Annotated in this window: 5 protein-coding genes; 1 reads left to right on the top strand and 4 read right to left on the bottom strand. The window is 72.3% G+C overall.

Annotated elements, in window-relative coordinates; translation table 11 throughout:
• The 4 genes from AB0B66_RS43555 to AB0B66_RS43540 all read right to left on the bottom strand — a co-directional run.
• A partial coding sequence (locus AB0B66_RS43555) for an NAD(P)/FAD-dependent oxidoreductase (RefSeq protein WP_360541525.1) occupies positions 1 to 1,022 on the bottom strand: 1,022 nt, incomplete at its 3' end.
• A 76-nt stretch (positions 1,023 to 1,098) separates the two neighbouring features.
• Complete coding sequence (locus AB0B66_RS43550; protein ID WP_360541523.1) at positions 1,099 to 1,470, bottom strand: cupin domain-containing protein; 372 nt, start codon at positions 1,468 to 1,470, stop codon at positions 1,099 to 1,101.
• The gene (locus AB0B66_RS43545; RefSeq protein WP_360541521.1) at positions 1,467 to 2,180 is read right to left on the bottom strand and encodes an ABC transporter substrate-binding protein; all 714 of its coding nucleotides are present in this window, start codon (positions 2,178 to 2,180) and stop codon (positions 1,467 to 1,469) included. Before AB0B66_RS43545 ends, AB0B66_RS43550 begins: the two co-directional genes overlap by 4 nt.
• A 56-nt stretch (positions 2,181 to 2,236) precedes the next feature.
• Positions 2,237 to 3,937 (bottom strand): PQQ-dependent sugar dehydrogenase, encoded by a 1,701-nt coding sequence (locus AB0B66_RS43540; protein ID WP_360541519.1) that lies wholly within the window; start codon positions 3,935 to 3,937, stop codon positions 2,237 to 2,239.
• Between the two features lie 135 nt (positions 3,938 to 4,072).
• Between AB0B66_RS43540 and ligA the strand changes: the two genes are divergently transcribed.
• Positions 4,073 to 6,199, top strand: a complete 2,127-nt coding sequence (ligA, locus tag AB0B66_RS43535; RefSeq protein ID WP_360541517.1) for an NAD-dependent DNA ligase LigA — start codon at positions 4,073 to 4,075, stop codon at positions 6,197 to 6,199.
• Positions 6,200 to 6,617 lie beyond the last annotated feature (418 nt).

Genomic DNA, 6,617 nt, shown 5'->3' with positions numbered 1-6,617 from the left:
GCCACGGCCGCCTCCGCGGCCAGCGGCGACCGGACGCCGGCGAGCATCCGGCGCAGCAGCAGGCGCCCCCGGAACCGGCCGCGCAGCGCGGTGCCGTCGTACCGGCGCAGCTCGCGCTGGTCGCCGGTGCGCAGCCAGCCTGCGGCCACCGACGCGGCCAGCTCCGACATCCGCAGGCAGGGGTCGAGCCCGCCGGCCGTCAGCGGGGACACCGCACCGGCCGCGTCGCCGACGAGGAGTCCGGCGGGGTTCGCCAGGCGGCGCAGCACGCCGCCGACCGGGATCGGGCCGCCGCGCCGCTCGACCGGGCCGGTCGGCTCGGCGCGGCCGGGTGCGCCGTCGGCGAACTCCTCCAGCAGGTGGCGCACCCCGGCCCGCATCGCGTCCGGGTATCCCGCGACCCCGACGTGCGCGTGGTGGCCGTCGTCGATCACCCACCCGAGGTAGCCGGGGGCGACGCGCGGGTCGAGCACGCAGTGGAACGCCGGGGTGGTGGTGCCCGACGCGATCGGGTGAACCAGCTCCGCGCCGACGAGCAGGCTGCGGTTGACGTCCAGGCCCAGGTCACGGGCCACCCGAGAACGTGCGCCGTCCGCACCGACGATGAACCTGGCCCGCACCGGTTCCGCGCCTTCGAGCCGCACGACACCCGCCGACGAGCCGTCGTAGCGCACGCCCAGCATGATCCGCGCACCCGCGGACTCGGCCGCGCGGCGCGCGTGTTCGTAGACGCCGGGCATGTCGGCGACCCGGTACTCGTCGCGGTCGCTGGCCAGCCGGATCGGGTCGCGCCGCGACGGCGGATACAGCAGCACGTCGCGGACCCCGGGGCCGAGCAGGTGGTCGGGCAGGTCGAAGTCTTCGAGGGTGCGCCGCACGAAGATCCCCGTCGTGCGGATGCCCGCCGACAACGACCTGCGGCGGTCGACCACCAGCACGGTCAGCTCGTGTCGCGCGAGCAGGCGGGCCGTGTGCAGGCCGGCCAGACCGGCGCCGACGACCAGGACATCCACTGTATGCATACCTAGAGAAGCTAGGTATTGAAATCGTCCCGGAACGGTCTCATCACGCTACCCGCCCGCGATCTACACAGTCTCGTCACACCTGCGCCGGATCGCTCGCCGGGAGCTGGAGATAGACCCGGGTCCAGGGCTGGTCGTCGAGCAGCCGCCAGCGGTGGCCGCCGCCCGTCGTGTCCTCGGCCAGCAGCACGTCGCCGGGGCCGAGCCGGAAGGTCTCGCCGTCGCGGGTGGTGAACTCGAGCGTTCCGGTGAGCGTGACGACGTACTGCCGCCGGGGCGCGTCGTGCCAGGTCAGCGCCGAACCCGGCGGGCTCTGCCGGAAGCGCGCCGCGATGGTGGGCAACCAGCCGGTGGCCGCGTCCGGCCCGAGCGCGCCGAGGTGCAGCGCCGACTCCTCGACGTGGGACCGGCCGTCCGGGCCGGTGTACAGGCGGACCAGCCGGATCACGTCAGCACCGCCGTAGCCTCAGGGTCGCTGTCGGCCAGCCACCTGCGGCCCAGCCGGGCGAGTTCGCCACGTCGGCGCAGTGCCCGCTGGGCACCGTCGATCCGGTCGGCGAGCGCGGCGTCGTCCAGGGCGACGGCGACCGCCAGCAACTCGGAGGTGATGCCGGTCTGCACGATCCGCAACGCCGACCGGTCGGCGACCATCCGGCGCAGCACGGGCTCCAGCTTCATGAAAGCGCCGATCGTGCCGTGTTCGAGGTCGTCGAGCGCGGTGCGGATCTCGTCGTAGGCATACACCTTCACCGCCCCGACCCTGCCCGCGGCGAGCAGCCGTTCGGCCACCGGCTGCGACGTGTTGCCGCTCTGCACGCCCAGGGTCAGCCCGCGCAGGTCGTCGCAGCCGCGCACCCCGGCCTTGGCCGCGGCCGCCAGGCTCTGGCCGGACCGCAGATAGGGCTCACACCACCTGGCCAGCGTCTTGCGGTACTCGGTGACCGTCGCACCGGAGGCGACGACGTCGATGCTCCTGCCCAGCTCGGCGAAGATCCCGTCGAAGTCGGACCCTTCGTAGTGGTGCACCGCCGGCGGCCGCCCGAGTTCGGCCGCGACCGCCGCCATCCAGTCGAGGTCGAACCCCGTCGGCGGCACGCCCGCCACCTCGAACGGTGGATCAGGAAACGCCGACCCGACCCGCAGCGGCACACCTGGCATGTTGTCCAAGATATGCCGATCCGGCCGAGAGCATCCCGCTATCGGGTTGCTCCGGGTCAGGCCGCGGGCGGCAGCGTGATCCGCAGGAACTGCGTGTCGAGCGTTCCCGCCGCGCCCGTGGTGCCGCTGACGAGCCACAACGTGCCGCCGGAACCGGGCTCGACCGTGAGCAGCTGGCCGTAAGCGCCGACGAGCACCGCCTGCACCTCGGCGAGCAGCCCGTCGCCGTCGAGAACGGCCCGGTAGAGCCGCGAAGTGCCCGCACACGCTATGTAGCCGACCTCGCGCACGAAGACCAGGCCGCCGCAGCCGCCGTCGTACGCCGCGAAGGTCTGCTGCGGCGCGACGAAGCCTGGTGTCTCGCAGCCGCCGCCGGACTTCGACTCGGTGCCCTCGCACGCGGGCCAGCCGTAGTTGCCGCCCTTGACGATCAGGTTCGTCTCGTCGGTGAGCCCGTCGCCCGACTCCTGCACCCACAACCTGCCCCGCGCGTCGAACGCGAGCCCCTGCGGGTTGCGGTGGCCGAGGCTCCAGATGTAACCGCCGAACGGGTTCCCCGACGGCACCGTGCCGTCCGGATTGAACCGCAGCACCTTGCCGGCCAGGCTGCGCTGGTCCTGCGCGAGCCGCGGGTTCCCGGCGTCACCGAGGGCGGCGTACAGCTTGCCGTCGCGCCCGAACCGCAGCCGGCCGCCGTTGTGCAGCTTGCCCCGCGGGATGCCGACGACCAGCGACTGCATCGAGCCGCCGTCCAGCTCATCGCCGCGCAGCCGCAACCGTACGATCCGGTTGTCGGTCGCGGTCGTGTACAGCACGTAGATCCAGCGGTCCCGGGCGAACGTCGACGCCACGGCCAGGCTCACCAGGCCCCCGTCGCCACCCGCGCGCACCCCGCCGGGCACCGTGCCCAGCGGCGTGACCTGTCCGGTACGCGGATCCATCCGCACGATCTCGTACGTGTCCCGCCGGCCGTAGAGCACCGACCCGTCCGGCAACTCGGCCAGCCCCCAGACGACACCGGTGTCCCTGCCGACCGGGGTGATCGCGCACAGCAGCGTGCACGCCGCGCCCGCGGTCACGTCGACCCCGGCGCTGCGCGACGAGGCGTTGCCCTGCCCGTCACGGGCGCTGACCTGGTAACGGTGTACGGCTGACGCGGGCACCCCGAGGTCGATGAACGTGAACTGCGGGCCGCCGCCGCCGACCGTGCCGACCTTCGCCCCGTCCCGGAACACGTCGTATTCCGCGACCCCGACGTCGTCGACGGCCGCGTCCCAGGTCATGGTGACCGTGGTGCCGTCGGCGGTGGCCTTGACCCCGCCCGGTGTGCTCGGCGCCTTGGCGTCCGCGCCGCACGACGGCGGCGTCACCGAGACCGCGCCGCCGGCCGGGGACACGTTGCCCGCCTCGTCCCGTGCCTTGACCGTGACGCTCCAGGTGCCGGCGGGCACCTCCGTGAGCACCACCGACTGGACCTTGCCGCCGACGCTGGTGACGACCCGACCGTCGCGGTGCACCTCGTATCCGGTCACCTCGGTGTCGTCCGTGGACCCGGACCAGCTCAGCGCGATCGACTTGCAGGTCGTCTCCCCGACGCTGAGCCCGCCCGGCGCGGACGGCGGCCGCACGTCCGGCGGCGGCTCCGGCCACCGCCACACCAGCACGGCAAGACCCACGACCGCGATCAGCAACAGGCCGCTGACCAGCCGGGAGCCACCAGAAGCCGACTCGACCGGCGACGGTGCGACGGGTGTCATTGACGGAATGTACAAGCCCGACACCGCGCACACCAGACCTCGCTACGCGGACTCGCATGATCGGCGGGTGTCGCACCGGGCGGTTATCCTCCGCATACCGCCTGGCCACGCAGGCCGGGATGAAGGAGCCTGCACATGCCGAACGACCTCGCCGCCGACGCCACGGCAGCCGCCCCGATCGTCGACCCCGCGCACGCTCGGCCGCACACCACCCGGGACGAGTACCGGTCGGCCGTCGAGCAGGCCCGCGCCGCGGCCGCCGCGTACTACGCCGGTGAGCAGAATCTGCTCGACGACGCGGACTACGACGCGCTGTACGCCCGGATCGTGGTCAGCGAGCGAGAGCACCCGCAGTGGCGCACCGGCGACTCCCCCACCGCGGTCGTCGGGACCGTCGGCGGCGACGTCGAGCACAGCTCACCCATGCTCAGCATCGGCAACGTCTTCAACAGCGAGGGCCTGCACGACTGGGCGGCCAAACTCGACCGGACCCTCGACCGCCCGGTGACCCGCTACACCGTCGAACCGAAGATCGACGGGCTCGCCATCGCCGTGCGCTACGCCGAGGGCCGGCTCGTGCAGATCGCCACCCGCGGCAACGGCTACACCGGCGAGGACGTCACCAGCCAGGCCCGCCTGATCGCCGGTCTGCCGCAGCGCCTGTCCGCGCCGGTGAGCATCGAGGTCCGCGGTGAGGTCTACATGACCGACACGGACTTCGCCAAGGGCTGCGACCTGCGGCTCGCCCACGGTGAGCCGGTGTTCGCCAACCCGCGCTCGGCGGCCGCCGGTTCACTGCGCGCCCAGCGGGCCTACGACGTCCCGCTGTCGTTCATGGCGTACGCCGCCCACGGCGTGCCCGCCGAACACGCCTCCAGCCACTCCGCCGTGATCGAGCACCTGGGCACGCTCGGCATCGCCACGACCGGGCAGTCCTCCGCCGGGCTCGCCGTGTGCACCGACATCGACGAGGTCACCGCCGCCGTCGCCGCGCTCGGCGCCCGCCGCGGCGACCTCGGGTTCGGCATCGACGGCGTCGTCGTCAAGGCCGACCTCACCGCCGACCAGGACCAGGCCGGCTACTCGACCCGCGCACCACGCTGGGGCATCGCCTACAAGTTCCCCGCCGACACCCGCACCACCACGCTGCTGCGCATCGACGTGCAGGTCGGGCGCACCGGTGTCATCACGCCCGTCGCCGTGCTCGAACCCGTCCAGGTCGGCGGCGTCGTGGTCACCTCGGCGACCCTGCACAACTTCACCGACCTGCAGCGCCGCGACGTACGCGCCGGCGACACCGTCTACATCCGCCGCGCCGGAGACGTCATCCCGGAGATCACCGGCGCGGTGCCCGACGCCCGGCCCGCCGACGCGGAGCCGTTCAGCCCGCCGGAGCACTGCCCGCGCTGCGGCGGCGACATCGACCGCAGCAACCTGCGGTGGCGCTGCGCCCGCGGCCGCGCCTGCGGCGAGAAGGCGACGCTGCTGTACTACACCAGCCGCGACGCGATGGACATCGAAGGACTCGGCGACAAGATCCTCGACGCGCTGCTCGCCGCCGGCCACATCACCGACGCCGCCGACCTGTACGCCCTCGACGTGCCGACCCTGGCCGCGCTGGACCGGCTCGGCACCGTGTCCGCGACGAACCTGGTCAACAGCATCGCCGCGACCAAGACCCGGCCGCTGTCGCGTGTGCTGACCGGGCTGGGCATCCGGATGACCGGCCGCACCCTGTCCCGCCGGATCGCCCGCCACTTCGGCACCATGGATGCCATCCTGGCCGCGACACCCGCCGAGTGGGAGCAGGTCGACGGCATCGGCAGCGAACGGGCCACCGTCATCCTCGCCGAACTCGCCGAGGTCGCCCCGCTGATCGCCAAACTCGCCGCCCACGGCGTCAACATGACCGAACCGACCGGCCCGGCCTCCACCGCCGCCACCAGCGCGGAGACATCTCTGCCGCTCCGCCGCCCGGACGGCTCCCCGATGACCGTCGTCGTCACCGGCTCCGTCCCCGGCCTCACCCGCAACCAGGGCAACGAGGCCGTCGAAGAACTGGGCGGCAAGTCCTCCGGCTCGGTCTCCGCCAAAACCGACTTCGTCGTCGTCGGCGACGGCGCCGGCTCCAAAGCCACCAAAGCCGCCGACCTGGGACTACCCATCCTCGACGCCGACAAGTTCGCCCGACTCCTCACCGCCCACCGCACCGGCGACCACACCACGACCACCGAAATCCTCACCACCCTCACCCCCGCCTGACCCACCCCTTCCGCGTCGATCATGAACTTATGGCACGGGTCGGCGGCGAGTCGCTGCCACAACTTCATGATCTCCGCGGGCACGGCAGGTGGTGTGCCACTGCCACGGTTCTTGGTTCGGTGATCGTTGTTTCTGGACATGATCTGCGGTCCTGCCCCAGGTTTTGACCAGAAACGGCGATCATCGCCCCGCAGCCCCGATAAAACGGCCGGCCGGCTACAGGTAACAAAAAGGGCCCCGTAGCAGGGGCCCGAATAGGTGCGGCGTTAACAAGGTGCCCTTGCATGACGGATGGCGTTAAGAAGGGGCCCTTCCTTGCCTGGAAACGCGTCAAGGCCCGACCGTGAATGGTCGGGCCTTGAACAGCGATGTTTGTCCGGCGGTGTCCTACTCTCCCACAACGTCCCCGTTGCAGTAC

Source organism: Catellatospora sp. NPDC049111, assembly GCF_040648615.1.
Taxonomy (GTDB): Bacteria; Actinomycetota; Actinomycetes; order Mycobacteriales; family Micromonosporaceae; genus Catellatospora; species Catellatospora aurea.
Note: the sequence above shows the minus strand (reverse complement) of the source record. Positions and strands in the feature narration are given on the sequence as shown.

Bases quoted from the DNA above. Each gene is read 5' to 3' on its own strand.
- AB0B66_RS43545 (WP_360541521.1), bottom strand. From the start codon at position 2,180: ATGCCAGGTGTGCCGCTGCGGGTCGGGTCGGCGTTTCCTGATCCACCG.
- AB0B66_RS43540 (WP_360541519.1), bottom strand. From the start codon at position 3,937: ATGACACCCGTCGCACCGTCGCCGGTCGAGTCGGCTTCTGGTGGCTCC.
- ligA (WP_360541517.1), top strand. From the start codon at position 4,073: ATGCCGAACGACCTCGCCGCCGACGCCACGGCAGCCGCCCCGATCGTC.